Raw genomic sequence first — 24808 nt, forward strand, 5'->3', positions numbered from 1 at the left:
ATGATCAACAAGAAGGGTTCCGCGAACTGGAAGGGTGGCCTGACGGACGGCACCGGCACCGTGTCCTCGGAGTCGGGTGTTCTTGACAAGGAGAACTACGGCTTCAACAAGCGGTTCGAGGGCGAGCCCGGCACCAACCCCGAGGAGCTGATCGCCGCCTCGCACGCGAGTTGCTTTTCCATGGCGCTGAGCATGGTGCTGGGTGAAGCGGGCTTCACCGCCGACGACATCTCGACCGAGGCGACCGTCTCGCTTGAGAAGCTGGATGACGGTTTTGCCGTGACCAAGAGCCACCTCGTCGTGACCGCCAAGGTGCCCGATGCCTCGGCCGAGGATTTCGCCAAGGCGGCGGAAACGGCTAAGGCAAACTGCCCGATCTCCAAGCTGATGACGGCCGAGATCACGATGGAGGCCAAGCTGGCCTGAGCCGCCGTGATCTGCAAGGCTTCCGGCGTCCGTTCCCGTGCGGGGCGGGCGCCTTTTCATGTCGGGGCAGGGTATGACACGGCAATCTAGGGTAACCTACACGATCTGGGCGCTGCTCGTGCTGAGCGGTGTCTTCGGGGCCTACGAACTGCGCTGGAGCATCGTCTTCGTCAGTCTCGCGACGCTGGCGCTGACTCTCCTGCCACTGGTTCTGCAAAGCTGGAGTGGCATCCGCATCCCCGCGGGCTTCGTCGCCGGGGTGAATCTCTTCATTGTCGGGACGTTGTTCCTGGGCGAGGTCGGGGCGTTCTACTATCGCTTCTGGTGGTGGGATATCCTGATGCACAGCGGCTCGGCGGTGGGGTTCGCGATGATCGGCACGGTCTTCGTGGTCATGCTGAATCGCAGCCCGTCCGAGACGCATACCTCGCCGATCCTCGGGGCGGTCATGGCCTATTGCTTCGCGGTGGCCATGGGCGCGATGTGGGAGATCTTCGAGTTCGCGATGGACGAGCTCTTCGGCTTCAACATGCAGAAGTCCGGGCTGGTGGACACCATGGGCGATCTTATCGTCGACTGCATCGGCGCCGGTGTCGGGGCTGTTGCCGGGTTCTTCTACCTGCGGGGGCAGCATGACGGCTGGCTGACCGGCGTCCTGGCGCAATTCGTGCGCGACAACCTGCGGCGCAGGCGGCCGTGATCGCTCTCACTCGGCTCGCCGCATCGCCAGAGCATCTGCCGTCGTGAGCGGCACTCCGGCATAGCCCCAGTCTCCGCTTCGGATTTCATGGATGCGCACGGACGTGGCCTGTTTCATGCGGCCGCCCGCAACCTCGGCGAAGGCCTCGGTCACCTTCGCGATCATCTGCGCCTTTTCCTCGGCGGAAAAGACGCCCTCGAGCACCTGGATATCGATCAACGGCATTCGCGGGCTTCCTCGTCGGACCTGTCGGCCCGGCGAGTATAGCGTGGCGATGCCTGTCGCGGAAGCGCGCTCAGCTGGCGCGGCGTTCCTCGAAGCTCAGAGCGATGAACTCGGGCATGTGATCGCCCATGCCGACGACGTTGTTGTCGGACTTGTCCGAGCCGCGCGAGCGACGCTTGTTGTCGCCTTTCTGAGGCCGTTCCGCTTTTTCCGGCTTCGAGTCCGGTGCGGGGGATGCGGGGGCAGCGTCAGCGTCCTTGCTCTCCTGCTCGGCGGGAGCCTCGGCACGTTCCTCCGCCTTGCCGCGACCGCGCGGGCTCTTGCGCTCGGATCGGCGCGGACTCTTCGGTGCGGCCCCCTCGGAGGGTGCCTCCTCGGCCTCGGGCGCCTTGGCCTTCACCGGGTTCTCGACCCGCGGGATCTCTTTCTGGATCAGCTTCTCGACGTCCTCGAAGTTCTTCTCGTCCTTCGGCACGACGATGGTATAGGCCTTGCCCTCGCGTCCGGCGCGGCCGGTGCGGCCGATGCGGTGCACGTAGTCCTCGGCATGGCCGGGGACGTCGAAGTTGAAGACGTGGCTCACCGAGGGAACGTCGAGGCCGCGCGCGGCCACGTCCGAGGCGATCAGCAGCCGGACCGAGCCGTCGCGGAAACCGTCGAGCGTGCGTGTGCGCTGCGACTGGTCGAGGTCGCCGTGGATCGGTGCGGCGTTATAGCCGTATTTCTTCAACGACTTGGCGACGACGTCGACGTCGACCTTGCGGTTGCAGAAGACGATGGCGTTGGTGCAGGCCTCGCCCTCGGCGTCGATGAGTTCGCGCAGGACGCGGCGCTTTTCCGTCGCTTCGCGGTCGCGGCGCGAGGGCTTCACGAAGACGGCGGCCTGTTCGATGGTTTCCGAGGCGGTCGCCTGGCGGGCCACCTCGATCCGCGCGGGATTCGACAGGAAGGTGTTGGTGATACGCTCGATCTCGTTGGCCATGGTGGCCGAGAAGAAGAGCGTCTGGCGCGTGAAGGGCACCAGGCCGAAGATGCGTTCGATGTCGGGGATGAAGCCCATGTCGAGCATGCGGTCGGCTTCGTCGACGACCATGATCTTGACGTCGGACAGGATCAGCTTGCCGCGCTCGAAGTGGTCGAGCAGGCGGCCAGGCGTGGCGATCAGCACGTCGACGCCCTTGTCGATGAGCGCGTCCTGCTCCTTGAACGAGACGCCGCCGATGAGCAGCGCCTTGGTCAGCTTGACGTGCTTGGCGTAGGTGTCGAAGTTCTCGGCAACCTGCGCGGCAAGTTCGCGGGTCGGGCAGAGCACGAGGCTGCGCGGCATCCGCGCCCGGGCGCGGCCACGGGCGAGCGTGGTGATCATCGGCAGCGTGAAGCTGGCGGTCTTGCCGGTGCCGGTCTGGGCGATGCCCAGGACGTCGCGCCCTTCGAGGGCGGCGGGAATCGCGCCTTCCTGGATCGGGGTCGGCGATTCGTAGCCGGCTTCCTCGATGGCTTTCAGCACCTTGGGATTGAGATTTAGCTCAGAAAACTTGGTCATTTGTGTCCGATTTCGGTGCGGACACTGACTTGGCCCGCGCGTCTGGGATGGGATCGGGCCCGGATGGCCCCGCGCATGGCGGTTTCGTCGATCCTTGTGGGCGCGCTTGTAACGGAAACTCCGGGTAAAGGTCAATGAGAAGGGCGTTTAAGGCCGTTCGGGCGGTGGGAAAGGCACATCAGGTGCCCGGAAAGTGGTGTTCGCGCAGGGTATCGAGGGGGAGATGGTACCGGCGGAGGAGGCCGTGTTCGGAGAGGCGGGCGCGGAGTTCCGGTGTGGCCGTGCAGACCTCGTCGAAGAAAAGCCGGAGCGCGTCTTCGCCGCCCTCGGCCTCGATGAGGCCCAGCAGGTCGTGCAGGTTGAGCGCGCCGTCGCGGCGGACCTGCGCGCCAAGTTCGGCCCGGTAGGATCCTTTTTCCATGCGAAACCGGTAGCTTGCGAGGAAATGTTCCCAGTCGGCGGCATGGAAATGGGCGAGCTCGGTCTCGGGCAGGGGGCGCTCGCCGGGGTTCTGGGCGCCGTCCAGAAAGACGTTGTGGATGCGGACCTGCAGGCCCTTCGTGCCGGGGCGGAAGAAGAGCTTGCCGGCGACGTGGCTGAGGAACCCGCCGGAGAGGTGCCGGCCCCATGTCGGGAAGCAGGCCTCGGCGGCCGCCTGCCGCGCGTCCTGTACCAGTCGTACGGCTTTGAAGTACGTCTCGTCTCCCGACTGTCCCGGCGCGGGGGCCAGCGCCTCGATCGGGCGGACGCGGGCGCAGAGGCAGTCCTCCGGAAGCGCGGCCAGCTGGTCGGAGAGGGGCCGTGCGGGCACCAGGAACTCGTCGGTGTCGACATGGGCCAGCCAGTCGACCTCGGCGCGGCGATTGTTGGCGTGGCGGGCGTTGCGGGTCTGGCGGACCTGGTGCTTGTCCGGACGGCCGCCGCGCTTGTCCCACCATGCGGCATCGGTGCGGAAGACGCGGATCCTCGGATGGGCCGACAGCGCGGCCTGCGCCTCGGGGTCCTCGGCGTCGAGGTAGATGTAGAGACGGTGCGCGCCCTGTTCGAGATGCCATGCGGCGAAGGACTGGATGTCTCGGAGCGGCGCGTTGGTCGTGGTGACCGTGCCCCAGCGGATCATGGCAGTTTCCCGAAGACGCGCGTCACCGCGGCGTCGAGGTCGAGCGGGCGGTGCAGCAGCATCCCCTGCGCCGCGAGACGCTGGCGCAGCTCGGGCGTGTCGGCGCAGACCTCGTCGAAGAGGGCGCGCAGGCCCGCCTCTCCCTCCTCGTCGCGCAGGTAGTCGATCAGCTGGGCCTGTCCCATCTCGGGCCGGCCGGAGGGGCGGCGGTAGGAGCCTTTCTCGAGACGAAAGGCGAGGTGGTCGCGGAAATGCTCCCACGACGGCGCGTGCAGGTGGCCGAGCCAGGCGCCGGTCAGGCGGTGACGGTTGGTGGCCTCGGTGCCGTGATACTTCAGCGAATGGATGCCGAGGCGGGTGTCCTCGATCCCGGTGCGGGCCAGCACCTTGCCCGCGGTGTGACTGAGAAAGCCGCCGTAGAGATGCAGGCCGAAGGTCGGGTAGACGTCCTGCAGCACGGCCTTGGGGCGGCCGCCGTGAAGGTGGGAGAGCTTGAAGTATCCCGGGCGCCCCTCGGCATGCGACAGCGCCTCGGCCGGGGCGATGCGGGCCCAGGCGCGGTCGGGCGGCACATCCGCCAGCAGCGTGGCGATGGGGCGGTCGGGCAGGAGCAGCTCGTCCACGTCGAGATGCGCGAGCCAGTCGAGATCGGGGGCCAAGGCGCGCAGGCAGCGGGTGGCGTTGAAGACCTGCCGCAGCTGGTGCGCCTCCATCCGGGCCTTGCCGGTCTGCGCCCAGTAGTCCGCGTCGCACTGCGTGACCTGGAGGCGCGGGTGGCGCGAGAGGAAGGCCGCCGTCTCGGGCGCGGGGGCGTCGAGGTGGATGTGCAGCGCCTGTGCGCCCAGCTCGATGTGATGCGCGGCAAAGCGCGCCACCTGCCGCAGCGGTGCCTTGACGGTCGAGACGATCCCCCAGCGCAGGGTCGCGGCGGTGAGCCGCCGCGCGCTCGCCGGGACGGGCGCGGGGTTCCTGGCCCTGCCGGGCGCATCCTCGCGCCGGGCGCGGCGCTGGCGCATGGTCATCAGGCGGCGAAAGAGCGTGCGGTCGTCGTGCACCAGCAGGTCGAGCAGGTGGTGCGCGAGCGGGCGGATCACCGCGTCGCCCTCGGCCTCGCTCCACAGGCGGCCGATCATGTTCACGTCGAGCCCGCCGTCGGCCAGCGCGTAGGCGTCCATGTCCAGCGGCAGCGTCGCCTGCACGCGGCCGGTGAAAGCGAAGGGCCGCTCGGGCGGGTGTCCGGAGTAGAGGCGTTCGCTTTCGTAGAGCTTCATCGTGCCGAAGAGCACGGTCATCGCCAGCCCGACGGAGCGCTGCGTGGTGCTCTCGCCGTGATCGCCGAAGGTGGTCACCGCCGAGACCAGCCAGCGCGGGTCGAGATGCTGCAGCAGGTGGTCCGGGTGCTCGGCCCAGAGCCGCCGGAAGAGCGCGGGGGCCTGCGCGGGCCAGTCGCGCTTGCGCAGGTGGGCGATGAGCAGCCCGTGCAGCGCGCAGAGCTCGCTCGCGCCGGTCAGCTCGCGCCTGATCGCGTGGCGCTTGCGGTGGTGGCCCGAGCGGAAGGGGGGCGCCTCGGCGGGGTCGGCATCGGGATCGCCGACCCGCTGCCGGGTGAGCGGCGCGAGGTCGAGGTCGGCGGGCGGCAGGCCCTCGCCCTCGGCAAGGGTGAGCGGATCGCGCCGCCCCTCCATCCGGGTCAGCACGCCGTCGATGCCGCCGGGATAGGTGGGGCGCCTGTCGTCAGTCTCGCTCATGGGCGCAGAGTGGCCCGGCGCGCGGGGGCGCGCAACGGCGGATGGCAGCGCCGCGCCTCGCCTGTGGCCGGGGCGCCGCGACGGCGGGCTTGGCAAGGCGCGCGCTTTGCGGCAGAGGGATTGGCCATGAGCGAGACCTCCTTCACCCTGCATGGCACCGACGGCGCGGCCCGCACCGGCGTCATCCGCACCCCGCGCGGCGAGATCCGCACGCCGGCCTTCATGCCCGTGGGCACCGCCGCCACCGTCAAGGCGATGCTGCCCGAAAGCGTGCGCGAGACCGGCGCCGACGTGCTGCTGGGCAATACCTATCACCTCATGCTGCGCCCCGGCGCCGAGCGGGTGGCGCGGCTGGGCGGGCTGCACCGCTTCATGAACTGGGACCGGCCGATCCTGACCGACTCGGGCGGCTTCCAGGTGATGTCGCTGGCGGGTCTGCGCAAGCTGACCGAGGAGGGGGTGACCTTTCGCAGCCATGTCGACGGCTCGAAGCACATGCTGAGCCCGGAACGCTCGATGGAGATCCAGCGGCTGCTGGGCTCGGACATCGTCATGGCCTTCGATGAGTGCCCGGCGCTGCCGGCCGAGCGCGAGCGGGTCGCGAGCTCGATGCGGCTCTCGATGCGGTGGGCGCAGCGGTCGCGCGATGCCTTCGGCGACCGGCCGGGGCACATGCTGTTCGGGATCCAGCAGGGCGGGCTCGACCGCGAGCTGCGCGAGGAGAGCGCCGAGGCGCTGCGCGGCATCGGCTTCGACGGATACGCGGTGGGCGGGCTGGCCGTGGGCGAGGGGCAGGCGGCGATGTTCGACTGCCTCGATTTCGCGCCGGGCATGCTGCCGGAGGACAAGCCGCGCTACCTGATGGGCGTGGGCAAGCCCGACGACGTCGTGGGCGCGGTGAAGCGCGGCATCGACATGATGGACTGCGTGCTTCCGACCCGCTCGGGGCGGACGGGGCAGGCCTTTACCCGCCGGGGCGTGGTCAACATCAAGAACGCGCGGCACGCGGACGATCCGCGGCCGCTGGACGAGCACTGCGCCTGCCCGGCCTGCACGGGCTATTCGCGCGCCTACCTGCACCACGTCTACCGCTCGCACGAGATGATCTCGGGGATGCTGCTGAGCTGGCACAACCTGCAGTATTTCCAGGACATCATGGAGGGGATGCGCGGGGCGATCGCCGCGGGGCGCTTTGGTGAATGGGAAGCGGCGTTCCACGCGGGGCGCGCGGAGGGGGATATTCCGCCGCTCTAGCGCTGCTGCTGGCGTGGGTGCGGGACGCCGGCCGCTTTTGCGTATTTGGAACAAGAAGAAGGGCCGGGCGGGGCGGTTTGCCTTTGCGGGGTCTTCGGTGATTGCGCGGGGTTCCGTGCGGGAGGGTCCCGGGGGTGTGCGCCTGTGCATGTCGGGGATGCGTTGCCTTGGCGGGCCGGGTGCTTAGGTGCGTGCTGACACGCCGGCGCGGGGGCCGGCGGCCAGAGGAAAGGACATCCCATGACCGAGGCACTTTTCACGCCCTTCACCGCGGGCGCGATCGAGATGGCGAACCGCGTCGTGATGGCGCCGCTGACGCGCAACCGCGCGGACGACGAGACGGACGCCGTGGGCGAGATGCACGTCGACTACTACGCGCAGCGCGCGGGCGCCGGGCTGATCGTGAGCGAGGCGACGCAGGTCTCGCCGCGCGGCAAGGGCTATATCCAGACGCCGGGGATCTACAACGACCGGCACGTGGCGGCCTGGCGGAAGGTGACCGACGCGGTGCATGCGGCGGGCGGCAAGATCGTCGTGCAGCTCTGGCACGTGGGGCGGATCAGCCATGTCTCGCTGCAGCCGGAGGGCCATCGGCCGGTGGCGCCCTCGGCGGTCGCGGCCGGGTTGCAGACCTTTACCCGCGACGGCTTCGAGGAGGTTTCGGAGCCGGAAGCGCTGACGCTCGAGGGCATCGTGCAGACGGTCGAGGACTTCCGCCGCGCCGCGCGGCTGGCGATGGAGGCGGGCTTCGACGGGGTCGAGGTGCACGGCGCGAACGGCTACCTCATCGACCAGTTCCTCAAGACCGGGGCGAACCGGCGCGAGGACGGCTACGGCGGGGCGATCGAGAACCGGGCGCGGCTGCTCTTCGAGGTGCTGGACGCGGTGACCTCGGAGATCGGGGGCGACCGGACGGGGCTGCGGCTCTCGCCCTTCTCGCCGGCGAACGGGATCTCGACCGAGACGCCGCAGGCGGACTTCGAATACGTCGTGCCGCGGCTGAACCGCTACGGGCTGGCCTACCTGCACATGGTCGAGGGCGCCACGGGCGGCTCGCGCGAGCTGGAGGAGGGCCAGAGCATCGCGGCGCTGCGCGGGCTCTTCGAGGGGCCCTACATGGGCAACAACGGCTATGACCGGGACATGGCGCTCGAGGCCGTGGCAAGCGGGCAGGCCGAGATGGTGGCCTTCGGGCGGCCCTTCATCGCCAACCCCGACCTTGTCGAGCGGCTGCGCCGCGACGCGCCGCTCAACGAGGGCGACAAGGCGACCTTCTACGGCGGCGGGGCCGAGGGCTACACCGACTACCCGACGCTGGGAGACAAGGCGGCCTGAAGCGAATGGATATTGCGCCGGGGCATGCCTTGATGCATGTCCCGGTGCATGGCCGCTTCGGCCCGGAGTCTCAGACCATGGATTACAGCAAATCGGGCGGGGTGCGCCCCGGCAGCAACAAGCCGCGGTTCGACGGGCACAAGTCCGCGCCCAAGGGCAAGGATGCCCATGGCGGCAAGTCCAGCAAGGCCGAGCTGATCGCGCGGATGAAAGCCGCCGCGAAGGCCAGGACGCAGGACTGAGCTTCGGCCGGACGCATTGGCGCCCCCGTCGTGGCCTTGACGCGGTGCACCGGTTCTCATGACAGAAAGTCGGCTTGCCGCCGCGTCGTGGCGTGGGCGGATCGCCGTGGCGCGCCGCGATGACGATGGCGTGACCGCCTGGTCCCTTTGGATGGTCCCTGGGGAGACCGGGGTGGGGCGCCGGTTCGGGCCGGCGCCGTCGCGCAAAGTCGGCACGGCGTTGCGGGGAGGGCGCTTGCGCAGGCTCCGGTCGAGTGGCCTTGATGCGCGCAAGTGACGGCGCCGCAAGCCTTATCGCTCGGGCCGTCGGGGCACCGGCGCGCGCGCCCGTGATCCGGCCCGCGATCTGGTCTCTTGCCACCGCCGCCCGGCTTCGTCATCGTCCATCGACCGGCGCGGCGGCGGTTGATTTCGCCCGACCGCGCCCCCAAGTTAAAGCTCCGTGAAGGGGACGGTAAGCGCCGCCGGAAAACCGGGGCCGGCCCGTCCTGCCAAGATAAGGAATGCGTATGCAACATCCCCTCAATGCCTCGTATCCCGTGCTGCCGCTGCGCGACATCGTCGTGTTCCCGCACATGATCGTGCCGCTCTTCGTGGGGCGCGAGAAGTCGGTGAAGGCGCTGGAAGAGGTGATGCAGGACGACAAGCAGATCCTGCTTGCCGCCCAGATGGACCCCTCCGTCGACGATCCCGAAGCATCCGGAATCTACAAGGCCGGCGTGCTGGCCAACGTCCTGCAGCTGCTGAAGCTGCCCGACGGCACCGTGAAGGTGCTGGTCGAGGGCCAGGCGCGCGTGCAGATCACCGAGTATCTCGAGAACGACGAGTTCTTCGAAGCCTCGGCCGAGTACCTGACCGAGATGCCGGGCGACACCGCCGCGATCGAGGCGCTGGTGCGCACCGTCGGCGAGGAATTCGAGCGCTACGCCAAGGTCAAGAAGAACATCCCCGAAGAGGCGCTGTCCTCGGTTTCGGAGACCGACGACCCGGCGAAGCTCGCCGATCTCGTGGCCGGGCACCTCGGCATCGAGGTCGAGCAGAAGCAGGACCTGCTGGAGACGCTGGCGATCAGCGAGCGGCTCGAGAAGGTCTACGGCCTGATGCAGGGCGAGCTGTCGGTGCTGCAGGTCGAGAAAAAGATCAAGACCCGCGTCAAGAGCCAGATGGAGAAGACCCAGCGCGAGTACTACCTGAATGAGCAGATGAAGGCCATTCAGAAGGAGCTGGGCGACGGCGAGGACGGCCAGAACGAGGTCAACGAGCTGGCCGAGCGGATCGAGAACACCAAGCTCTCGGACGAGGCCCGCGAGAAGGCGGAGGCCGAGCTCAAGAAGCTGCGGAACATGAGCCCCATGTCCGCCGAGGCCACTGTCGTGCGCAACTACCTCGACTGGATGCTGTCGATCCCGTGGGGCACGAAGAGTCGCGTCAAGAAGGACCTTGGCCGCGCGCAGACCGTGCTGGACGAGGATCACTTCAGCCTCGAGAAGGTCAAGGAGCGCATCGTCGAGTACCTGGCCGTGCAGGCGCGCAGCAAGAAGCTGAAGGGCCCGATCATGTGCCTTGTCGGCCCTCCGGGCGTGGGCAAGACCTCGCTGGGCAAGTCGATGGCGCGGGCCACCGGGCGCGAGTTCATCCGCATCTCGCTGGGCGGCGTGCGTGACGAGTCCGAGATCCGCGGCCACCGCCGGACCTACATCGGCTCGATGCCGGGCAAGATCATCCAGGCGCTGAAGAAGGCCAAGACCACGAACCCGCTCATCCTGCTCGACGAGATCGACAAGATGGGTCAGGACTTCCGTGGCGACCCGGCTTCGGCGATGCTCGAGGTGCTCGATCCCGAGCAGAACTCGACCTTTGTGGACCACTATCTCGAGGTGGAATACGACCTGTCGAACGTGATGTTCGTGACCACGGCCAACAGCTACAACATGCCGGGGCCGCTGCTCGACCGGATGGAGATCATCCCGCTCTCGGGCTACACCGAGGACGAGAAGGCCGAGATCGCGCGTCGCCACCTGCTGCCCAAGCAGATCAAGGCGCACGGGCTCAAGAAGGGCGAGTTCGAGATCACCGACGAGGCGCTGACGGGCATCATCCGCTACTACACCCGCGAGGCGGGCGTGCGGAACCTCGAGCGCGAGATCGCGCGGGTGGCCCGCAAGGCGGTGACCAAGATCGTCAAGAAGGAGACCGGCTCGGTCGAGGTCACGATCGACAACCTCGACGATTTCCTTGGGGTCCGGAAGCACCGCTACGGTCTGGCCGAGGAAGAGAGCCAGGTCGGCGTGGTCACGGGGCTTGCCTATACCTCGGTCGGGGGCGACCTGCTTCACATCGAGGCGCTGCGCCTGCCGGGCAAGGGCAAGATGAAAACCACCGGCACGCTGGGCGACGTGATGAAGGAGTCCATCGAGGCCGCGTCGAGCTACGTGCGCTCGATCTCGCCGCAGATCGGGGTCAGGCCGCCGCGCTTCGACAAGTGGGACATCCACGTCCACGTGCCCGATGGCGCGACGCCCAAGGACGGACCCTCGGCGGGCTTGGCCATGGTGACCTCGATCGTGTCGGTCCTGACGGGGCTGCCGGTGCGCAAGGACATCGCCATGACCGGTGAGGTCAGCCTGCGCGGCAACGCCATGCCCATCGGCGGGCTCAAGGAGAAACTGCTCGCGGCCCTGCGGGGGGGCATCAAGACGGTGTTCATCCCCGAGGAGAACGAGAAGGATCTCGCCGAGCTGCCCGACAACGTGAAGGAGGGGCTGGAGATCATCCCCGTCAAGCACGTCTCGGAGGTGCTGGAGCAGGCGCTCATCGGCAAGCCCGAGCCCGTCGAATGGGACGAGGAAGCCGAGGCGGCCGCCGCCCTCGCGCGCAGCGAGGAGAGCGGGCGCGGCGCGGTCGCGCACTGATCCGCGGGCTTTCGGCCTGACAACATGGGGCGTCGCAGGAGACTGCGGCGCCCTTTTTCCGGCCGCTCCGGGGCGGCGAAATTTTCGCGCGATTGCCCGTCGAAGGGCTCTTGCACCCGCCGCGCGCATTGTCTATTAGGCCGCCTACCGGGTGATTAGCTCAGTGGTAGAGCGCTTCGTTCACATCGAAGATGTCAGAAGTTCGAATCTTCTATCACCCACCATTTTCCTCTTTAATATCAAGGCCCTTCCCAGTGCCTACGAAGTGCGTTCAGGTTCGCTGAACCTAAGCGCCTCTCTTCAAGCTCGCGAAGTCGAGCACATCCACCGCGTCCTGCATGTGCTGCGGCAGGAATCGCGCGTAGGTCGAGAACGTCACGGCGGTGTTGGAGTGCCCCAGCACCTGGCTGACCTTCTCCAGCGGCACTCCCCCTGAGAGCATCGTGACGGCCGCCGTGTGGCGAAGGTCGTGGATCCGCACATGCCCGATCTTCGAACGCTCGACCGCGTTCTTGAACCCGGTGCGGATCGACCGGACTTGCCGTCCTGCGTACTCGATCACATAGTCGGTCAGGGCGGCTTCCTTGGCTGCCAGAAGGGCCGGGCGGGTCGCATTGTTCATCGGCAGGAATGCCCGGCCTTTCCTTGTCACGCTGTCCTCGAGCCGGAGATTGATCGTCCCGCTCTCGAAGTCGACACGATCCCACGTCAGGTCGAGGATCGCGCCAAGCCGACCGCCGGTTCCCAGCAGGAGCACCAGGGCGAGCCGAACGTGCGGGTCGTGCGCGCCTTCGATCAGGGCGCGTGCTTCGCCGCGGTTCAGGATGCGCTTGTCGGTCTGTGGCTTCTCCGGGCGCCAGATCTTCGGCGCGCGCGAGATGGCCCGCATGTCCTCGGCAAACCGCATGGCGCTGCGAAGGTGGCCCAGCTCGGTCCAGACAGAGCCCTGGCTCTTTCCGGCCTCGAAGCGCTTCGCGGCGTAGCTCTCGCAGAGCGCCTTCGTGATCTGGTCGGGGGTATAGGCGCCGAAGTGCTCCAGCACTGCCTTGCCTGTGTAACCCATGGTCTTCGCGGTCGGCTTGCTTCCGAGATCTTCCCGGTAGGCCTCCCATAGATCCGCCACGGTCGTGCCTCGCGGTGCATTGGCCAGCGCCGTTCTGCGGTAGACGCTCAGCCCTTCGGCTTCCGCTTCCGCTCTGGTGCGTGCCTCAAGCTGATAACGGGCTCGCTTTCCGGTGTCCGGATCTCGCCAATAGACGCAGAATCCTCCGCGTAATCTTCCGATGCTGATGTCTGGCATTCGTAGTCCTCAACTGCCTGGGATGGGATTCGGATCATGCGGCCGGCTCTGAAGCCGGGCAACTGTCCTCTCTTCACCATCTGGCGGATCGTCTCGGCCGAGCACTGCCAGCGCTCAGCGAGGGCTTGTGGGGTGTAGGGGCGTGCAGTCGGCATCAGACGGTTTCCAGTTCTTCAAGCAGCTCGCGCAGGAAGCGGACAGTGGCCTTGCGGTCGATCTGCGCGGCGCCGCGCAGCTGGGCGCGGTACATCGCGAACCGATCCGGGGCGGCTTTCTTCGCGCGGCACCTGGCGTGCGAGTTCAGCAGGTCTTCCACCATCTTCGGGGTCACCGTGTCGGCGGCGTCCGCTTCGATGCGGGCCGCGATCTCGTCCAGCGACAAGCCATCAGCCTGCAGGGCGAGGGCAGCCGCGGTGCGGCTGGGGTGTCCGAGGCAGCGCTTGGCCATCAGTGGTCCCCCTCTTTCTCAAGCCGGTCCATCTCCACGATGGCCGCCTGAACAATCCCTACGGGCCACAGGAGCGACTGCAGAACGCCACAGCCGACGTCCCTGCAACCCATGTAGCCGCCGAGGTAGAGCATGATCGCGAGCGCCTCGGAGACCATCACCCATCCCTCCTGTTCGCCAGTTCCAGCAGCACGTCCCCGTGGCAGGGCCCGTCGACCGGGCACCAGCACGCGAGGTCGCGCCCGCGCAGTTCGTCCAGGTCCGCGCGCAGCACGTCCTGCATCGCGAAGAGCTCCTCGATCGCAGGCGCGCCCGTGAAGTTGTTGAGGATGCCGCCCTGGGCCGCGTGCCTGTAGAGATCCACGCACCGGGCGGCGTCGCCGTGGACGCCCACGCGATATGGGTTCCCCCATTTCGACGGCCGCGCGACGATCACCGCATCCGGGTGGTCGCGGCGCCACGGGCGCTGGCGGGTCATCTGGATTCGGCGGGGCATGGTCATTTGAGCTTCGCCTCCAAGCGTGCGGCGTCCCGGCTCATCTCGGCGATGGTTCGTTCCGGGTGGCGATCCTTCAGCCGGACCATGGGGCGGGACGGCGCCGGTTCGCCGTCCAGCTCGCAGCGCAGAGCGGCGGCCTCGCGTTTCGTTTCCTCGACGCGAGCATGCATGTCCCAGTGATCCGACAGGAGCTGCGATGCCAGCGCACGCACATCGCCCAGCTGTTCCCGTAGGGCCCGGAGTTCCGCAGTCACCGCGTCGGTTCGGCCGTTGTCGAGCTGAGCCAGTCGAACCATTTGGAGCGCCACCGCGCCGGCCTCGGTCAGGCGGTACTCAAGGCCGCCTTGGTCGTTCTTTCGCGATCCGCTCGGCGCCCGTCTGATCATCTCGATGAGGCCCTTCGCGTGCAACGCCCGAAAGGTGTGTTCGCCCATGGCGCTGTCGCCGGTTTCCGCCACCATCGAGAGCGCGGAGATCTGAGCGCGCGAGAGAGACATCCGGAACGTGCCGCTCGTGACGTATTCTCGGAAACGCGTGTCGGCGGTCATGTCGCGTTCCTCCTGTCGTTCGTCGGCTTGACCGGGCGCACGCCGGGTGTGGCGCGCGCCGTGTCCGGAGCCCATTCCCACGGGCCGCAGCGGCCGCAGAGGCATTCGAGCCGCCAGAGACGGCGGAACAGACCGCGACGGCGCCAGCGCATGATGCCGCCACACTTGCAGTCGGCTTGGACGAAGACAGTCGGGCCGCCGATCATCCCGGCACCTCGTCCCATGTGCGGCCGTCGAGCTGACGGCCGGCGGCGCGCTTGCCGATGCGAAACATGTACGGTTCGTCTTCGTAGTGCTGATCGGGCCGGGCCTTGCCGACGCGCTCATAGCGCCATTGATCGTCCCACCAGTCTGCAGCTTCGATGGGGCGTTCGTTCGGACCAGCCACCTCGCCCGGTGCCCACTCGCCCCATTGCTTGAAATGGAACGCCACGCCCGCCGCCTGGCACTGGTCGCGCAGGCTCCGCGCCCAGTCCGGGTGCATCGGCCGGGCGCCCGGGCCGCTCTCGCCGCCGACGATGACCCAGTCGAGCGTCGGGTGCATCATCGTCTCGGGATCGGGCATATCTGCCAGGCCGAACCAATCGATCAGGCCTTCCTGCCATTCTGGGTCGGTATCGCGCCAGCGCTCGATCTCATCGCGCCATGGTACCGGGTTCAGTGCATCAGTTTCGCCCTCGCCGCAGATGTCCAGCTTGGTCAGATCCACCGGCCCGAGTAGAGGTTCCATGCTCAGCCCGACCCAAGGGATGCCGAAGCGGCCTTTCAGGGCTAGCAGCTTCGGCACGTCACGGTCGGCTTCCTCCTGGTTGACGACGGTGATCATCAGCCCGACGTGCGCGGGCCAGCCGCCGTCGCGCCACATGGGAGGGATCATCTTCTCGACGTTGCCGACGCGCTTCGTGAGCAGCTGCGGCCGGGTGTGCGCGGCGCGGTCGATCTCGGCAAAGGCCTCCTCGCGCCACGCCGGGTCGACGGCGTTGTCGAAGATGTCCGAAAGGCTCGAGCAGAAGATCCGCGGCCAGCGGCCGTGCGCCTCGTGGAAGGCCTCGGCCTCGCGCTGTATCTTCCGCAGCTTGGCGATGCCGCCCTTCACCTTGCGGCGCGGCGCCCCGGGCCCCCAGTGCGTGCCGCCGGTGAAGCGCGCGTCCCGCGCCTCGGCGTAGCAGTGGTCGCAGCCCGGGCCGACCTTCTGGCAGCCCTCCCAGAAATTGACCGTGAAGTCGGTCCACTCGATCTTGGTCTGGTCGATCATGGTGTCTCCGGGGTTATTTGGTCTCGACGAGGTGGATCGCCGCGCCGTCGATGGTGTCTCCAAGGGGTTCAGGTTCGATGGCGCGGAACCCTTCATATTCTTCGACCCCCAAAGCCCAGAGGCAGTTGCCGGCGCGATCAGTCGCAATCTCCTTTTGCGTCGGCAAAACCGAGTGGTTGGCAATTATCCTGAAGCCCACGAAAGCCCGGACGAGGACAGCCTTCATTTCGTCTTGAGATTTGCTCATCAGCCGCGCTCCTGGGTTAGCTGAGCTTGTTGGCGAAGAGCATGATCCGCTCTTCGACGCTTGGGATTGTCCCCTCGTTGAACATGGCGAGCGCCTTCTTCGGATCATTGCCCATGGCGGAGATCAGGACCGTGGCGATCACATGATCCAAGGTGATCAGAACGCCTGAGCGCTCAAACATCGGGTGCCTGCCGTCGCAGATCGCTTTCGCGGCTTGTAGCGCGCGCTGCGTGTCTTTCTGGGCTTCGTGCATGATTCCTCCTGGAAGGGGTTAGGTGGGTTCGGCCGCAGGTGTTTGCGTCCAGAAGTTCAGCAAGACTTGTTCGAAGCCTTTGCGGTCGAAGCCAGCGGCCTTGGAGATCGCAATCGCGCGAAGCATCGCCTCAGCGGCGGCCTCTTGCGGGTCTTGGTTGGACGGATATGTGTGGCTCATCTCGCTCTCCGAGGTTATCTGGGCTGCGTGGGGGCGGCTTCGCCTTCCCAGCCGTGGGGCATCAGGAAGCCGGCGGCGCCACGATGCCCGCCGCCGCCGTAGATCGCCGCGATCTCCGAGACGTCCAGGCCATCAGCTCGGGACCTCAGCGAAAACGCGCGTCCTTTCAGGCCGTCGACATAGGTGGCGGCGAAGGGCTCACCTTCGGCCATGGTGCCTGCCGTGTCAGAGGCGAGCGCATAGGGAGCGGCGGCGACTGGTACATCATGCCCGCCGATGACCATGCGCCGCTGCGAAACGTCGATGACCTGGCGCACCAGCTTATCGTGGGCGCGCAGGATCGCTTCCCCTTCTGCCGCAACGCGCTCGATGTCCGCATCCGCCTGCAGCCGCGCCGCCAGGTCGTGCCATGTGTCCCACGTCATTTCATGCGAGCCGATCACTGCGTTGATCTCGCGCGACTGGTCGATTTTCCACCGCCACAGATCCCGGTCGGCCACGTAGTCGACCAGCCGATCACGTGCGCCAACGCAGAAGTAGTCCCATGCCATTTGGGCGCCGCTGCGTTGCATGTCGAATAGGGCGACGGGGTTCCCCGCCACATGCCGATGGAAGGTCCAATCGCCTGCGGGTTGCGGCAGGCCTCTCAGGTCGGCTTGCGCAGTCTTGTGGTGGTCGAGGATCAGAATGGAGCGGGCCGTCTGTGCCATGCGCTCCAAAACGGGGCGCTTGTAACTGAAATCCACAATGATGACGTCATGGCCTGTCACGTCCGGTGGTGCGTCGCCGTATCCTGCCGGGACGAACTCGACGTGGTCGCCCAAGGCGCAGCGGACACACCATGCGGCGGTGAAGCCGTCGGCGCAGTTGGCGTGGTAGATGCAGATGGTGTGGGTCATGTCGACTTCCTGAGTCCGCGGGTGGTGGCTGTTTCGGGCGCGGGCGGCTGTGGCGGCAGGCGCGTCCAGTGAGTGTGGTAGCCGGGCCAGCCACCCACGTCGGTGCGGATGACCCTTTCGGGCCGATCGCCGCTGCGCATCTCAACCGTGATGCCGCAGTCCAGCGGGCTGCCAACGTATGGCGCCTCGCCGAGCCAGTCGTTTCCATCCCAACACCACCAGAGGACGTCGCCATCGTTTTCGTGCCACCAGATGGCCGGGAATGGCCCTGCGCAGGTTTCGGCGTGTTCAAGGCGGTCCTCAAAGCGCCCGCCGCACGCATCGCAGATGTATGCCGTAGGCGCTGCTGCGGGTTTCCTCGGGTCGATCATGACCTCCCCCGCTTCTTCGCCTCGCGGGCCGCATGCTCCAGGCGCGCCGTTGCCATGATCGTCGGCTTCAGCTCGGCCGGTGCGGTGTCATACCCGCGCCCGAAGCGGCCGTTTAGACGGGGCGCAAGGGCGCGGGGGATAGGTTCCCAGTTCGACGGGTCACAGTTGGTCTTGTCGCCGTCCAGGCACTTAAGGCGGTGGCCCTCCGGCACGGGGCCGTTGGCCTTCTCCCAGAGGTACTTGTGCTTATGAACGGGGCGGGTTGGCGCACCGGTCCAAGGGTTCGTCTCATCGACGATCATGATGACGTAGCCATCCTTGCTGTCGATCCGCTCGTGCCCGGCGCCGCGGTACGTGTGGGGTCTGTGGCCCTTCTTGAACTGGGTCTTCGCGCTGTTAGGGTTGAAGGGCATCTGCTTGCCCTTGTTCCAGCTCTCCTGCCCCTGCTCGAAGCATCCGGTGCGGCCCGTCATCCAGCCCTTGCGCTTGCAGAGGGAGTTGAAATTCGAGAGCGACACGTCGGGCCGATCCCACACATAGACGAACTCGGCGTGCGCCTCGCGGCGCGGGCGCTTGCTGTTGTCGTGGATCCAGAACGGCTCGGCGTCGCTGTATTCGATGGAACGGCCCTTCATTCCTGGCCTGCCTTTCCGTTGCCGATCTGGGGCAGCATGGGCAGCACGCCCTGGCCGTGCTCGGCGAAGAGCTTGGCAGCCTTCAGCTGCAGGTCTGCCGCGCCGGTGATCTGGTCTGAGACCGAGACGATGGCGCCTGCGCGCTTGACCTCCTGCTCGATCTGCTCGGCGCTGAGGTTGGGATCGCTCATGCGCTCCAGCTGGGCGAAAAGGTGGTTGTTCAGATCGGTGAGGCTGTTTGCCATTGGACGTCTCCTGCCTGGTGACCATCGCAACGCCCCGTGGCCGGGGCGCTGACATGGGCATCAGTGATCCGCGGCGCGGCCGAACATCACGGGCAGGCCCGTGGCCTCGGCGATGCGCGTGGCGATGGCTTGGAACTCGGCCTGCCGGCGGTACTCGACGCGGCGCCAGACGAAGCCCAGCTTCAGCCCGTCCGCGCGCGGCCGGAACCGGAAGCTGGCGGTGATGTCGATCGGCTCCTCGCCGGCGAAGAGCGGGATCTGCAGCGTGAACTGAGTGGGCACCTTGATGTCGCCCTTGGTGTGGGTCTCGGTCTCGTAGGTGATCGACCGTTCGCCGGTCTGCAGGCGCGTGCTGGACTTGAAGGCGACGCCCTGCGTGGCCTCGAGGTCGCGCGCGATCTCGATCATCACGGCGGGCTCGGGATCGACGATGTCGGCGGCGTTCTCGTCCAGGAACTCGGCGAAGGCCATCTGGTCGATGAACTCGTCCTGGATCTTGTTCCAGCGCTTGAACTCCTCGCTCTCGCGCAGCTTCAGCGTGGCCGTGTGCTTGCGCGCGCCGGGCGTCAACGCCGTGTCGGACTGGTTGTGATCGTGCCAGTCGAGGCAGGCGTGCACGGAGAGCGCATCGATGTCGGCGATCAGGACCGAGGCGCCGGTGCTGAAGCGGCTGGCGTAGATCGCGAGCGAGTCCGCGTCGTCGACGGTCACCCGCTGCAGGATGTACGGCGGCAGGCGATGGGGCGACGGAATTTCATTCAGCTGGAAGTCGGGCGGGGTGAGCGCGAAGCGCTTGCCGTGCTCGCCTTCGATGACCGGGTTCGCCATCCGCGCGGAGGTCAGGGCGACCTCGAGTGCGCTTCGGGGGTCGTGCGCTGCCTCTGTTTCGTTGATTTCGGGCTGCTCAGGCATGGTTTTCTCCTGTGGTGAACGGTGGGGTGGGTCAGTGCTTGTCGGGGTGGTGCTGCATGTGCAGGTTCAGCGCGTCTGCGATCTCGGCGGCCGCTTCCTCGTTGAGCCCGTCGCTGACCACGCAGACTTTGAAGCCCATCTTGATTCCGGTGTCTGTCCTCGTCGGGCTGCGGAAGACGTTGCCGCGCTCGGCGTAGTATGTTCCGTCCTGCGGCATCGGCTGGCTCACTCAGCTGCCCGGTCGCGGCGGGCTTCCATGTCGTCGAGCCAGTCCTGCTGGTTCGGGTCGCGGCGGGTGAGCTGGGCCTCGTCGTTGAGGAAGTAGACGCCGGTGCCCATCTCGCGGCGGGGCTTCTTGGCGGTGATCTGCGGCACGCATTCGATCTGCCCGGCCTTGTTGACCTTGAACGGCAGCTTGACCGTGATCTCTCCGCTGTTCCCGGTGTCCTGGATCGCGGCGAGCACTTCGCTCATGCGCTCGTCGGCCTCGCGCAGCAGCTCGCCGCGGCGGAAGCTCTGCAGGAACTCGAGGAAGTTCAGTTCGTCTCGACGTCGAGACCGCGCTCGCCGCCGATGGCCGCCGGCTGATCGACGTCATCAACGAGCAGGCCGCCGCCTACGGGCGTCTCGTCGCCGAGAAGGACCGCGACGCGAAGTCGCGTCTATCGCGAGGTGCTGGGCATCGAGTTATCATCAACCGCGCGGCCGGCGCGTTCCAAATGGCCACGGGCATTGCCGTCGAGCGTGAGTTCCGTGCCTCTCTCAAGGAAGCGCTGATGTCGGGTGTCAAAGCGGCACTGGCGGAGAACCCGCAGGCCGGGCTCGAGGAGATCAGGGCGCACGCTATCTATCACGCCCGCGAGTCCGTGCCGGATGCCATCGCCTACCTGGTGCCAGGCGACGGCGTGCTCGACCGGCTGGCGCTCCGGGCTTACCGCGAGGCGGTGGAAGGGTTGGGTGATCCTACCCCGAAAAAGTGGACGGGGTCAGGCCGCCATGCGCTCCATGTCGGCCGGTGATCTGTAGCCTATCGCGGAATGCAGACGGCTTGAATTGTAGAAGCCCTCGACATAGGCGAAGAGGTCGCGGCGCGCTTCGTCTCTCGTGGCATAGGTGCGGTGATGAACGCGGTGGACTGACCAAGCGCCCAAGCTGATTGCGTCTCCGGGATTGGTCGGGCATTGCGCCTGGAACCGGTGCGACCTTGGCACCGTTGCCTCAGCAATCAGACCGCGCCCTGATCGGGAGTCCAGCAATGCTTTCTGTCATCCTGCACGTATGGGCTCTTCTTTTCGGGGTCTTCCTCATCATGGTCGGCAACGGCATGCAATCGACGTTGATGGGTGTTCGCGGCGGCTTGGAAGGCTTCACGACATTCGAGTTGTCTGCCATCACCTCAGCCTATTTCGCAGGGTTTCTCATCGGGTCCCGAATCGCATCGAGCTTCATTCGATCCGTTGGGCATGTCCGCGTTTTCGCGGCATTGGGATCCTTCATGTCAGCCGGCCTGATCGCATTCCCGATCATTGTCGATCCATGGTTCTGGGTCCTGATCCGTGTTCTGCTGGGGTTCTGTCTTTCCGGGGTCTACGTCTCGGCCGAAAGCTGGCTGAACAACAAGGCGACCAACACCACGCGCGGCGCCATACTGTCAGCCTACATGCTGGCACAGACCTTCGGCATGGTCGGCGCACAGGTCCTCGTTGGGATAATCCCCGTTGAAACCTTCGCGGCCTTCGCGGTCGCATCCATTCTGGTGTCGCTGTCCTTTGCGCCGATCCTGCTGTCCGCCAGCCCTGTCCCAGTCGTAGACAGCATCAAGCCGATGAGCTTGAAGCGGCTCTACCAGGCCTCGCCCTTGGCGACCGTGGGGACGCTCCTCCTGGGCGGCGTCTTTGCAGCTCAACTCGGCATGGCATCGGTCTACGGTAGCGCAATCGGACTTTCGCCCGGGCAGATCACGACATTCGTCGCCTCGATCTTCGTCGGATCCATCATTTTCCAAATTCCGGTGGGATGGCTTTCTGACATCATCGACCGGCGCCTGATGATCCTCGGGGTTGCCTTGATCGGTGGTGTGGTCAGCCTGGTGCCCTGGTTGACCGGGCCAACTCTCGAGATCCTCCTCGGGACCGGGGTCATCATGGGTGGTATGGCTTCGCCGCTCTACTCGCTGCTGATCGCCTACTGCAACGACTACCTCGAGCTCGACGAGATGCCTGCGGCGTCAGGCGGGATGATCTTCATCTATGGACTGGGTGCCATTGCGGGCCCCCTGGTCACCGGGCAGATCATGGATCTCGTCGGGGACAACGGCTTCTGGCTCTTCATCGCGGGGACCTTCATGGCGATTGCAGCATGGTGCGCATTCCGCATGACGGTACGCGAAGCGCCTTCCCTGGACGAGGCTGGCGATTACGTCTCCCTGTCGCCGACGGCATCCCAGGTTGCCGTTTCCGCGGCCACCGAATGGTCGGCGGAACAGGGGGCCGAGGAAGATGAAGAAGCGGTAGACTAGGGCCCGACCGGGGCGCTATCAACATCTTCGAACCCCGCGGCGAATTCGGTGAACTCGGTGCGCAGGGAGTTCGGATTGTCACTGGTGATGAGGTATCCTTCCTCGCCGTCTTGGGGATCCCAGAGCACCCAGCTGAATCCGCCATCCCACACACTGTTTTCACGTGCACGCTGGATGAGATGATCCGGGGCTTCCTATTCGAATTCGGAGCGCGCGTGCAGCTTGAACCCGAAGTTCTCGATCCGCTCGTCGACGGCAATCGCGGTTGCCATTTGCAGCGCCATGCCGTCATTTTTTCGAAACTCCGGCGTCCTTGGGTTTCCAGGCCCACGCCCGAGAGCCCGCGGTGACATCCACCTCGAGACAGCCTTTGCTGGGCAGGGTGATAGCCATGACGGTCGGCTCTTCGTCGGCCGGAATGCCGAGATGCATGAACTCATGAAGATTGGCGGGAATGGGCCACGCGCCGCATCCTGGCCTGGCGGATATCGATCACGCTGGATGCGGGCTTTTGCATTGAGGCGCTGGAGGAGGCTCTGGCGAAATATGGCCAGCCCGAGGTCTTCAACTCGGATCAGGGCAGCCAGTTCACGTCCATCGACTTCATCAAGGTTCTGGCCGTTCGGCAGATCAAGATCGGCATGGATGGCAAAGGTGCATGGCGCGACAACGTCTTCGTCGAAAGGCTGTGGCGGAGCATCAAGTATGAAGAGGTCTACTTTCGGGCCTATTCCTGCGTGTCCGAAGCACGCGCCGGGATCGGCCGCTACATCGGCTTCTACAACGGACGCCGCCCCGATTCATGGCTTGACGGCAGGACGCCCGACCAAGCCTACTTCAACCCGCTGCTGCCCGAGCTGGCAGCGGAGTGCCTGCCGGCAAGCCGCCGCGTTTGCGCGCAGGCGCGCGCGAACGCCGACCTGCGGGACTCGAGCAGAATCGGGTCACCGGTCATCCCCGCACCGGGGAGCCGAACGCAACTGCGTGCCCGGTCTTCATTCGCCGACGCCAGGGCGCGGGCTTCCAGGAAGCGGGCCTTTATCGGCAATCGGACCAGATGCCGAAGCCTGGTACCGGAAGCCGGGCGCAGGGTTATGCCGTTGCATTGGCGGCGCCACGTCGTACAGGCGCCGTATCTCGGTTTCCGTGACGCCATCCGCCCTCATCACGAGCCGGATCATCGGATCCGCCAGCATCCGCTCGATGAAGCTGCTGCGCAGACCGGCACGGGACTCCGTGGGGCACGCGCGCATCTGCCGCCCGTTAGGCTGCATCGCGCCAGTGTCGGCCGCGAGACCGGCCCCGCCCGGCGGGATGCTAACCTGCCTGCCGTGGCTGCAGGGCTTCGGGCCGTGGGCGAAGGCCGCGATCACGAAACGGGGATCACGGGAAATGACTGCGTCGAAGGAACGGTTCATGAAGGAACTCCTTGAAGGGAAAGGGCGTCAGGCAGGGCCCGGCAGGCCCGGCGCAGATTGGGTACGGGTGCCGATGTTCGCGGCCGCGCCATCGACCTCATGCGTCCAGACATCGAAGTCCGAGAGCGTGCCTGGCCCGAAGATCTGCGTGAGCGGCACGTCCGCCGCATCGCGGCCGCGCGCCACGAGGATGCGCCCGGTGCGCCGTGTGTTGTTCCGAGGATCAAAGACCCACCAGCGGCCGCCGAGAAAGACCTCCATCCAGGCCGCGAAATCGTCAGGCGCATGGGGCTCCGGTTGGCCCAGTTCGCTCAGGTATCCGGTGCAGTAGCGAGCCGGAATGTTCATGCAGCGGCAGAAGGCAATGGCGAGATGGGCAAAGTCACGACAGACGCCGTGCCGTCCAGTCAGCGTTTCTGAAGCCGTACGCGTCGCGCTCGCCTGCATGTAGTCGAAGGAAACGGAATTGTGCACGTAATCGCAGATTGCTTGAACGCGCGCCCATCCTGGTTCTGTGCTTTTGAACAGCCGCCAAGCTTCGTCGGAGAGAAGGTCCGTGTCGCAGTATCGACTGCCTAGAACATAAACCAAAGTTTCGGACGGCAGATCTTGAACAGTATGCTGCCTGGCGTCCGGCGCGATTGGGTCTGGCAAGCCGCTGTCGCGGAATATCCCGTCGGAGGATAACGTGAAGACCCCGGCCGGCGCCATCATCCTCGTGCACCAATTTCCAAACGCGTCCCGATAGCTTTCGAGCGGCACGCTTGGCCAAGTCACGAGATAGTCAGCACGTTCCAGATCGCTGAAGCGTGAGTAGTGCACGTTTAGCATGGCGATAATCGGCGTTGGCTGTATCAACCGATAGCTAATGCGACATCCAATGCGCATGCGCAAGCTCCACGCTTCACCATGCGTTGATGGCGAAACTTTATCGTCCAAGAACGCACTCCCCGTTCGAATATTGAAAGCCGCGATCACAGCTCCAGCGGTTGCCGGATCTGTCCAGATGGGCGTTTGCCGGCAAGGTCATCGCCGCACAGGCATCACCTTTGGTCGTGTATCCCCGCTCGCAACGCCAGCCCGGACCATATGAGTCGGGGTGAAGATAGGCGTTCTTGGGAAGTATTACCGGATCGCAACGGCCATTGTTTTCGAAGAAACCCCTTTCGCAGGCCCACTTATCGCCGTAGTTGGAATTCGTTAGATAGCCATTCTCGGGCACATCTATTGCAGCGCAAGCATCTTCAGTCGCGAAATAGCCGCGATCGCAAGTCCAGCCACTTCCTGAGGAATCGCCTGTGAGGTATGCTTTATCGGGCAGAACGATGGGGACGCATGTTTGCCTGTCTTTCCGATAGCCGCGGTCGCATGTCCAGTTGTACCCAGACGATTGAAGGTAGGCATTCTCTGGCACTGGAATCGCTTGGCAGGATTCGCCATTCACTTCTTCGTATCCGCGCTCGCATGCCCACCCCGGCCCGAATGACCGGCCCGATGCATAAGCGTTCTTGGGGATATCAATGGCGACGCATTCAGTGCCCGCCACTCGGTATCCAGAGTTGCAGTCCCAGCCAG

General features: G+C 66.1%; 30 protein-coding genes, 1 tRNA gene and 2 pseudogenes. 10 read left to right on the forward strand and 23 right to left on the reverse strand.

What is annotated here, in order from left to right; translation table 11 throughout:
• Both SALMUC_RS15010 and SALMUC_RS15015 read left to right on the forward strand, forming a co-directional pair.
• On the forward strand, positions 1–426 hold the full coding sequence (locus SALMUC_RS15010; protein ID WP_020038689.1) for an OsmC family protein: 426 nt from the start codon (positions 1–3) through the stop codon (positions 424–426).
• 73 nt (positions 427–499) lie between these two features.
• The gene (locus SALMUC_RS15015) at positions 500–1126 is read left to right on the forward strand and encodes a DUF2238 domain-containing protein (protein WP_037372061.1); all 627 of its coding nucleotides are present in this window, start codon (positions 500–502) and stop codon (positions 1124–1126) included.
• A 6-nt stretch (positions 1127–1132) separates the two neighbouring features.
• Here the strand turns inward: SALMUC_RS15015 and SALMUC_RS15020 are convergent, their stop codons facing one another.
• From SALMUC_RS15020 to SALMUC_RS15035, 4 genes are all read right to left on the reverse strand, one after another.
• Complete coding sequence (locus SALMUC_RS15020) at positions 1133–1351, reverse strand: tautomerase family protein (RefSeq protein WP_020038687.1); 219 nt, start codon at positions 1349–1351, stop codon at positions 1133–1135.
• Positions 1352–1421: 70 nt separating this feature from the next.
• Positions 1422–2894, reverse strand: a complete 1473-nt coding sequence (locus SALMUC_RS15025) for a DEAD/DEAH box helicase (RefSeq protein WP_020038686.1) — start codon at positions 2892–2894, stop codon at positions 1422–1424.
• A gap of 178 nt (positions 2895–3072) precedes the next feature.
• Positions 3073–4014 (reverse strand): glycosyltransferase family 2 protein, encoded by a 942-nt coding sequence (locus tag SALMUC_RS15030; RefSeq protein ID WP_020038685.1) that lies wholly within the window; start codon positions 4012–4014, stop codon positions 3073–3075.
• Positions 4011–5762, reverse strand: a complete 1752-nt coding sequence (locus SALMUC_RS15035) for a glycosyltransferase family 2 protein (protein ID WP_020038684.1) — start codon at positions 5760–5762, stop codon at positions 4011–4013. Before SALMUC_RS15035 ends, SALMUC_RS15030 begins: the two co-directional genes overlap by 4 nt.
• A 126-nt stretch (positions 5763–5888) precedes the next feature.
• Between SALMUC_RS15035 and tgt the strand changes: the two genes are divergently transcribed.
• The 5 genes from tgt (at position 5889) to SALMUC_RS15060 (ending at position 11729) form a co-directional block, all read left to right on the forward strand.
• The gene (tgt, locus tag SALMUC_RS15040) at positions 5889–7016 is read left to right on the forward strand and encodes a tRNA guanosine(34) transglycosylase Tgt (protein WP_020038683.1); all 1128 of its coding nucleotides are present in this window, start codon (positions 5889–5891) and stop codon (positions 7014–7016) included.
• A gap of 240 nt (positions 7017–7256) precedes the next feature.
• Positions 7257–8351: an alkene reductase gene (locus tag SALMUC_RS15045; RefSeq protein WP_020038682.1), complete on the forward strand. Its 1095-nt coding sequence runs from the start codon at positions 7257–7259 to the stop codon at positions 8349–8351.
• A 77-nt stretch (positions 8352–8428) separates the two neighbouring features.
• Positions 8429–8593: a hypothetical protein gene (locus SALMUC_RS30510; protein ID WP_198014600.1), complete on the forward strand. Its 165-nt coding sequence runs from the start codon at positions 8429–8431 to the stop codon at positions 8591–8593.
• 509 nt (positions 8594–9102) lie between these two features.
• Positions 9103–11505 (forward strand): endopeptidase La, encoded by a 2403-nt coding sequence (lon, locus tag SALMUC_RS15055; protein ID WP_020038680.1) that lies wholly within the window; start codon positions 9103–9105, stop codon positions 11503–11505.
• A 149-nt stretch (positions 11506–11654) separates the two neighbouring features.
• Positions 11655–11729: transfer RNA gene (locus tag SALMUC_RS15060), tRNA-Val, on the forward strand.
• A 62-nt stretch (positions 11730–11791) separates the two neighbouring features.
• Here SALMUC_RS15060 and SALMUC_RS15065 read toward each other — a convergent pair.
• The 17 genes from SALMUC_RS15065 to SALMUC_RS15125 all read right to left on the reverse strand — a co-directional run bounded on the left by SALMUC_RS15065 (position 11792) and on the right by SALMUC_RS15125 (position 19771).
• Positions 11792–12568, reverse strand: a complete 777-nt coding sequence (locus SALMUC_RS15065) for a tyrosine-type recombinase/integrase (protein WP_425414307.1) — start codon at positions 12566–12568, stop codon at positions 11792–11794.
• 107 nt (positions 12569–12675) lie between these two features.
• Positions 12676–12960, reverse strand: coding sequence for a helix-turn-helix domain-containing protein (locus tag SALMUC_RS31845; RefSeq protein ID WP_020038678.1), 285 nt, complete (start codon positions 12958–12960; stop codon positions 12676–12678).
• Positions 12960–13253: a hypothetical protein gene (locus SALMUC_RS15070; RefSeq protein ID WP_020038677.1), complete on the reverse strand. Its 294-nt coding sequence runs from the start codon at positions 13251–13253 to the stop codon at positions 12960–12962. Before SALMUC_RS15070 ends, SALMUC_RS31845 begins: the two co-directional genes overlap by 1 nt.
• Complete coding sequence (locus SALMUC_RS29895; RefSeq protein ID WP_020038676.1) at positions 13253–13411, reverse strand: hypothetical protein; 159 nt, start codon at positions 13409–13411, stop codon at positions 13253–13255. The genes SALMUC_RS15070 and SALMUC_RS29895 overlap by 1 nt, the downstream gene beginning before the upstream one ends.
• Entirely contained in the window at positions 13411–13749 is a 339-nt protein-coding gene (locus SALMUC_RS15075) for a DUF4326 domain-containing protein (protein WP_245584710.1), read from the reverse strand. The genes SALMUC_RS29895 and SALMUC_RS15075 overlap by 1 nt, the downstream gene beginning before the upstream one ends.
• A gap of 2 nt (positions 13750–13751) precedes the next feature.
• Complete coding sequence (locus SALMUC_RS15080; protein WP_020038674.1) at positions 13752–14300, reverse strand: hypothetical protein; 549 nt, start codon at positions 14298–14300, stop codon at positions 13752–13754.
• 202 nt (positions 14301–14502) lie between these two features.
• Positions 14503–15555 carry a phage Gp37/Gp68 family protein gene (locus tag SALMUC_RS15085; protein WP_020038673.1) on the reverse strand — a complete coding sequence of 351 codons (1053 nt, stop codon included), beginning with the start codon at positions 15553–15555 and terminating at the stop codon, positions 14503–14505.
• A 13-nt stretch (positions 15556–15568) separates the two neighbouring features.
• Positions 15569–15802 (reverse strand): hypothetical protein, encoded by a 234-nt coding sequence (locus SALMUC_RS15090; RefSeq protein WP_020038672.1) that lies wholly within the window; start codon positions 15800–15802, stop codon positions 15569–15571.
• A gap of 16 nt (positions 15803–15818) precedes the next feature.
• Complete coding sequence (locus SALMUC_RS15095; protein ID WP_020038671.1) at positions 15819–16055, reverse strand: hypothetical protein; 237 nt, start codon at positions 16053–16055, stop codon at positions 15819–15821.
• Positions 16056–16073: 18 nt separating this feature from the next.
• Positions 16074–16235, reverse strand: coding sequence for a hypothetical protein (locus SALMUC_RS29900; protein WP_156883523.1), 162 nt, complete (start codon positions 16233–16235; stop codon positions 16074–16076).
• A 14-nt stretch (positions 16236–16249) separates the two neighbouring features.
• Entirely contained in the window at positions 16250–17134 is an 885-nt protein-coding gene (locus tag SALMUC_RS15100; RefSeq protein ID WP_020038669.1) for a hypothetical protein, read from the reverse strand.
• Positions 17131–17505, reverse strand: a complete 375-nt coding sequence (locus SALMUC_RS29905) for a hypothetical protein (RefSeq protein WP_156883524.1) — start codon at positions 17503–17505, stop codon at positions 17131–17133. Before SALMUC_RS29905 ends, SALMUC_RS15100 begins: the two co-directional genes overlap by 4 nt.
• A complete protein-coding gene (locus tag SALMUC_RS15105; RefSeq protein WP_020038668.1) occupies positions 17502–18140 on the reverse strand; it encodes an HNH endonuclease in 639 nt (212 codons plus the stop codon). The genes SALMUC_RS29905 and SALMUC_RS15105 overlap by 4 nt, the downstream gene beginning before the upstream one ends.
• The gene (locus tag SALMUC_RS15110; RefSeq protein WP_020038667.1) at positions 18137–18385 is read right to left on the reverse strand and encodes a hypothetical protein; all 249 of its coding nucleotides are present in this window, start codon (positions 18383–18385) and stop codon (positions 18137–18139) included. The genes SALMUC_RS15105 and SALMUC_RS15110 overlap by 4 nt, the downstream gene beginning before the upstream one ends.
• Positions 18386–18445: 60 nt before the next feature.
• A complete protein-coding gene (locus SALMUC_RS15115; protein ID WP_021120454.1) occupies positions 18446–19297 on the reverse strand; it encodes a DUF2303 family protein in 852 nt (283 codons plus the stop codon).
• 31 nt (positions 19298–19328) lie between these two features.
• A complete protein-coding gene (locus SALMUC_RS15120) occupies positions 19329–19526 on the reverse strand; it encodes a hypothetical protein (protein WP_245584711.1) in 198 nt (65 codons plus the stop codon).
• Positions 19523–19771: a hypothetical protein gene (locus tag SALMUC_RS15125; protein ID WP_020039703.1), complete on the reverse strand. Its 249-nt coding sequence runs from the start codon at positions 19769–19771 to the stop codon at positions 19523–19525. Before SALMUC_RS15125 ends, SALMUC_RS15120 begins: the two co-directional genes overlap by 4 nt.
• Positions 19772–20016: 245 nt before the next feature.
• On the opposite strand from SALMUC_RS15125, the gene SALMUC_RS15130 reads away from it, so the two are divergent.
• Positions 20017–20316 (forward strand): hypothetical protein, encoded by a 300-nt coding sequence (locus SALMUC_RS15130; protein WP_020039702.1) that lies wholly within the window; start codon positions 20017–20019, stop codon positions 20314–20316.
• Here the strand turns inward: SALMUC_RS15130 and SALMUC_RS29910 are convergent.
• Positions 20284–20430 (reverse strand): annotated as a pseudogene (locus SALMUC_RS29910) (IS3 family transposase); the annotation flags it as partial. The gene SALMUC_RS15130 and the pseudogene SALMUC_RS29910 sit on opposite strands and share 33 nt — an antisense overlap.
• A 122-nt stretch (positions 20431–20552) precedes the next feature.
• Between SALMUC_RS29910 and SALMUC_RS15135 the strand changes: the two are divergent.
• Together SALMUC_RS15135 and SALMUC_RS29010 are read left to right on the forward strand one after the other, a co-directional pair.
• Positions 20553–21815: an MFS transporter gene (locus SALMUC_RS15135; RefSeq protein WP_020039701.1), complete on the forward strand. Its 1263-nt coding sequence runs from the start codon at positions 20553–20555 to the stop codon at positions 21813–21815.
• A 452-nt stretch (positions 21816–22267) separates the two neighbouring features.
• A pseudogene (locus tag SALMUC_RS29010) lies at positions 22268–22669 on the forward strand (transposase); the annotation flags it as partial.
• Between the two features lie 591 nt (positions 22670–23260).
• On the opposite strand, the gene SALMUC_RS15145 reads toward SALMUC_RS29010, so the two are convergent.
• The gene (locus tag SALMUC_RS15145; protein ID WP_084514000.1) at positions 23261–24121 is read right to left on the reverse strand and encodes a transglutaminase-like domain-containing protein; all 861 of its coding nucleotides are present in this window, start codon (positions 24119–24121) and stop codon (positions 23261–23263) included.
• Positions 24122–24808: the final 687 nt, after the last annotated feature.

The organism is Salipiger mucosus DSM 16094, assembly GCF_000442255.1.
Lineage (GTDB): Bacteria > Pseudomonadota > Alphaproteobacteria > Rhodobacterales > Rhodobacteraceae > Salipiger > Salipiger mucosus.

Coding starts and splice junctions, on each gene's coding strand:
- SALMUC_RS15125 (WP_020039703.1), bottom strand. CDS start 19,771: ATGAGCGAAGTGCTCGCCGCGATCCAGGACACCGGGAACAGCGGAGAG.
- SALMUC_RS15135 (WP_020039701.1), top strand. CDS start 20,553: ATGCTTTCTGTCATCCTGCACGTATGGGCTCTTCTTTTCGGGGTCTTC.
- SALMUC_RS30510 (WP_198014600.1), top strand. CDS start 8,429: ATGGATTACAGCAAATCGGGCGGGGTGCGCCCCGGCAGCAACAAGCCG.
- SALMUC_RS31845 (WP_020038678.1), bottom strand. CDS start 12,960: ATGCCGACTGCACGCCCCTACACCCCACAAGCCCTCGCTGAGCGCTGG.
- SALMUC_RS29895 (WP_020038676.1), bottom strand. CDS start 13,411: ATGGTCTCCGAGGCGCTCGCGATCATGCTCTACCTCGGCGGCTACATG.
- SALMUC_RS29900 (WP_156883523.1), bottom strand. CDS start 16,235: ATGAGCCACACATATCCGTCCAACCAAGACCCGCAAGAGGCCGCCGCT.
- SALMUC_RS15015 (WP_037372061.1), top strand. CDS start 500: ATGACACGGCAATCTAGGGTAACCTACACGATCTGGGCGCTGCTCGTG.
- lon (WP_020038680.1), top strand. CDS start 9,103: ATGCAACATCCCCTCAATGCCTCGTATCCCGTGCTGCCGCTGCGCGAC.
- SALMUC_RS15130 (WP_020039702.1), top strand. CDS start 20,017: ATGGCCACGGGCATTGCCGTCGAGCGTGAGTTCCGTGCCTCTCTCAAG.
- SALMUC_RS15020 (WP_020038687.1), bottom strand. CDS start 1,351: ATGCCGTTGATCGATATCCAGGTGCTCGAGGGCGTCTTTTCCGCCGAG.
- SALMUC_RS15085 (WP_020038673.1), bottom strand. CDS start 15,555: ATGATCGACCAGACCAAGATCGAGTGGACCGACTTCACGGTCAATTTC.
- SALMUC_RS15080 (WP_020038674.1), bottom strand. CDS start 14,300: ATGACCGCCGACACGCGTTTCCGAGAATACGTCACGAGCGGCACGTTC.
- SALMUC_RS15115 (WP_021120454.1), bottom strand. CDS start 19,297: ATGCCTGAGCAGCCCGAAATCAACGAAACAGAGGCAGCGCACGACCCC.
- SALMUC_RS15100 (WP_020038669.1), bottom strand. CDS start 17,134: ATGACCCACACCATCTGCATCTACCACGCCAACTGCGCCGACGGCTTC.
- SALMUC_RS15025 (WP_020038686.1), bottom strand. CDS start 2,894: ATGACCAAGTTTTCTGAGCTAAATCTCAATCCCAAGGTGCTGAAAGCC.
- SALMUC_RS15065 (WP_425414307.1), bottom strand. CDS start 12,568: ATGGGTTACACAGGCAAGGCAGTGCTGGAGCACTTCGGCGCCTATACC.
- SALMUC_RS15045 (WP_020038682.1), top strand. CDS start 7,257: ATGACCGAGGCACTTTTCACGCCCTTCACCGCGGGCGCGATCGAGATG.
- SALMUC_RS15095 (WP_020038671.1), bottom strand. CDS start 16,055: ATGCACGAAGCCCAGAAAGACACGCAGCGCGCGCTACAAGCCGCGAAA.
- SALMUC_RS15075 (WP_245584710.1), bottom strand. CDS start 13,749: ATGCCCCGCCGAATCCAGATGACCCGCCAGCGCCCGTGGCGCCGCGAC.
- SALMUC_RS15070 (WP_020038677.1), bottom strand. CDS start 13,253: ATGGCCAAGCGCTGCCTCGGACACCCCAGCCGCACCGCGGCTGCCCTC.
- SALMUC_RS15030 (WP_020038685.1), bottom strand. CDS start 4,014: ATGATCCGCTGGGGCACGGTCACCACGACCAACGCGCCGCTCCGAGAC.
- SALMUC_RS15145 (WP_084514000.1), bottom strand. CDS start 24,121: ATGCGCATTGGATGTCGCATTAGCTATCGGTTGATACAGCCAACGCCG.
- SALMUC_RS15110 (WP_020038667.1), bottom strand. CDS start 18,385: ATGGCAAACAGCCTCACCGATCTGAACAACCACCTTTTCGCCCAGCTG.
- SALMUC_RS15090 (WP_020038672.1), bottom strand. CDS start 15,802: ATGAGCAAATCTCAAGACGAAATGAAGGCTGTCCTCGTCCGGGCTTTC.
- SALMUC_RS15010 (WP_020038689.1), top strand. CDS start 1: ATGATCAACAAGAAGGGTTCCGCGAACTGGAAGGGTGGCCTGACGGAC.
- tgt (WP_020038683.1), top strand. CDS start 5,889: ATGAGCGAGACCTCCTTCACCCTGCATGGCACCGACGGCGCGGCCCGC.
- SALMUC_RS15035 (WP_020038684.1), bottom strand. CDS start 5,762: ATGAGCGAGACTGACGACAGGCGCCCCACCTATCCCGGCGGCATCGAC.
- SALMUC_RS29905 (WP_156883524.1), bottom strand. CDS start 17,505: ATGATCGACCCGAGGAAACCCGCAGCAGCGCCTACGGCATACATCTGC.
- SALMUC_RS15105 (WP_020038668.1), bottom strand. CDS start 18,140: ATGAAGGGCCGTTCCATCGAATACAGCGACGCCGAGCCGTTCTGGATC.